Genomic DNA, 2612 nt, shown 5'->3' with positions numbered 1-2612 from the left:
TGATTATTCCGGGCCTCCGGCCCACCCAGGCCGCAGTTTAGCGCAGTTAGACCGCGCATCAGCCCATTTGATACAATCCGCGTTTCGGCATATGCCGATCGCAGATCAGCCCATTTATTAACTCTTATTCATTTTGACCTTTCGTTCGTTAGAATTATAGAAGGAGTATCGCTCCAAATCTAACGAAGGGAGGCCAAAAGAATGGCCAGAAAAATCAATGTGAAGCTCATCATGGAGCTTCGGGATGCAGGATTGTCTCGAAGTGCGATCGCATCCACAAGACACATCTCAAGGCACTCTGTCAGTGAGGTTTTCAACATCGCAGATGAGAAAGGTATCCATTACGATGATATCCGCGCCCTTGACGATTCGGAGGTCTATCGCATCTTCTATCCGGAGAAGTTTGCGAACGAGACCATGTACGGAGATCCTGACTACGAGCATGTACATCAGGAGCTGAAAAAAGTAGGCGTGACCCTCAAGCTTCTCCATGAGGAGTATATCGAACGCTGTGAACGGAATGGGGCGATTCCCATGGGCAAGACTAAGTTTAACGAGGGATACGCTGAATTCACTGTCGCCAATCGTCTCACCAACCATCTCGAGCACAAGCCCGGGGAGCGGGCAGAAGTCGATTGGTCCGGACCAACCATGCACTACGTGGACATGAGCACTGGTGAACTGATCACTGTCTATCTGTTCGTCGGAACACTCCCGTATAGTCAGTATTCGTATGTAGAACCATGTCTGGATATGAAGATGGACACCTTTATTCGGTGCCATATCCACATGTATGAATATTTTGGCGGTGCTCCGATACGGACAGTATGCGATAATCTCAAAACTGGTGTCGTGTCTCATCCAAAGGAAGGCGAGATCATTCTGACAGAGGACTACGCGGCTCTTGGATCGCATTACATGACCGCAATCATGCCTGCCGGTGTAAGAAAGCCGAAGCAGAAACCATCTGTAGAAGGCACTGTTGGGAAGATTGCAACGGCTATCATCGCCCGATGCCGTAACGACGTGTATTATTCCTTTGCAGAGTTAAAAAAGGCTGTTTCTGACAAGCTCCATAAGTTCAATCACGAGGCATTTCAGAAACGTGAAGGGAGTCGTTATGAGGTGCTGCAGGAAGAACGGGATTTCCTGAGGCCACTTCCCGATGTCCCTTATGAGATTGCAGAGTGGGTCTATGATCGTGCCGTCAACCTTGACTTCCACGTAGTGTACAAGAAAAACAGGTATTCATGTCCGTACCAGTATGCAAAAAAGAAAATCGACCTTAAAGTAACGGATCGTTTTGTAGAACTCTATCACAAGGGGGAGCGTCTAACGACACACAACCGCTTTCCGGATTACATGAAGAACAAGTATTCCACGCATCCGGAAGACATGCCGCCTGCATTTCGCAACATCGTTCAGTGGGATGACGAGCGAATTAAAAACTGGGCAAGTTCAATCGGGAAATCGACCAGACAGGTCATCGACCGCATCTTTGGCAGCGTCAGTATAAAAGAACAGGGCTATAATCCCTGCCTTGCCATACTCCGCCTCAGCAGAACGTATACAGATGCCCGTCTGGAAACCGCCTGTGAGCTTGCTATCAGCAGAGGGATTAAAGTGCCCCGTTACCATCACCTTAAAGCAATCTTGACAGCGAATCAAGACATTAGTTATAAAGAGCAGCTGGAAGCTGCTTTCGATTCTTCAGCGGATGACTCCTCCATGGGATATCTTCGCGGCAGCGATTATTACCGGAAAGGAGGGGATTCTGATGCTAAATGATGAGACCAGAAGAAAACTCCGCCTCATGAATGTCGGAGAGTTCATTGATGAACTCGAAATACAACAACAGGATCCACAGACGCTGGCTCTTCCCTTTGATGACCGTTTTCAGCTCCTTACAGACGGTGTTTATCAAAGAAAGTATAACGATAAGGTACACCGGTTGATTAAGACTGCAAAGCTCCGGCTCCCAAAGTCAGACATTCATGACATCCTTTACATTGACAAACGACCTCTCAACAGGGGCATTATTGCTGATCTGGCTAGCTGCAGGTTCGTTGACGATAGCCGCAGCGTTGTGTTCCAGGGATATCCTAGCTCTGGGAAAACCTTCCTGGGGTGTGCACTGGCAAAAGAAGCCTGCAGGCAACTACATAAAACCCGATACATCCGCCTCCCTGATCTTCTGGAAGAATACGCCGAGAAATCAGTGCTTCCCGGCGGAAAGAACAAGGTGCTGAACAAGTATGCAGCTTTCAAGGTTCTTGTTCTTGATGAATGGCTTATGCCGGAATTGTCCAAAGCAGATGTAGAGTTCATCCTTGAATTGACGGAACGCCGCTTTGACAGTACGTCTACGATTTTCTGTACGCTTTATAAGCGCGAGGACTGGGTCAAGCGGCTGCGAGGCGGGACTTATGCCGAGTCCATCGTAGAGCGCTTCGCGCATAACACTACTTGGATCGAAACCGGTGATGTTAATATGCGGCAGCATTTATCACATGGTTGATGACCTGGGCTGAACTGCGACCAGCCTTTGCTAAACGGCGATACCCGTGCGCTGAACGCGCTTCAGCGCATGGGCTAATCGCCCGGAATAATCA

At 48.7% G+C, this 2612-nt stretch carries 2 protein-coding genes; both read left to right on the top strand.

The window, feature by feature from the left end; translation table 11 throughout:
• Window positions 1-201 precede the first annotated feature (201 nt).
• Window positions 202-1788 carry an IS21 family transposase gene (gene istA, locus GKG43_RS22650; RefSeq protein ID WP_129880133.1) on the top strand — a complete coding sequence of 529 codons (1587 nt, stop codon included), beginning with the start codon at window positions 202-204 and terminating at the stop codon, window positions 1786-1788.
• Window positions 1778-2518 carry an ATP-binding protein gene (locus tag GKG43_RS22645; RefSeq protein WP_173020148.1) on the top strand — a complete coding sequence of 247 codons (741 nt, stop codon included), beginning with the start codon at window positions 1778-1780 and terminating at the stop codon, window positions 2516-2518. Before istA ends, GKG43_RS22645 begins: the two co-directional genes overlap by 11 nt.
• Window positions 2519-2612: the final 94 nt, after the last annotated feature.

Origin of the sequence: Eubacterium sp. BIOML-A2 (genome assembly GCF_009680135.1) — a bacterium.
GTDB lineage: Bacteria > Bacillota > Clostridia > Lachnospirales > Lachnospiraceae > Faecalicatena > Faecalicatena contortus_B.
This window is presented reverse-complemented; position numbering and strand designations above follow the sequence as displayed.

Excerpts from the sequence above, each read along its gene's own strand:
- istA (WP_129880133.1), top strand. The coding sequence starts at position 202 with ATGGCCAGAAAAATCAATGTGAAGCTCATCATGGAGCTTCGGGATGCA.
- GKG43_RS22645 (WP_173020148.1), top strand. The coding sequence starts at position 1,778 with ATGCTAAATGATGAGACCAGAAGAAAACTCCGCCTCATGAATGTCGGA.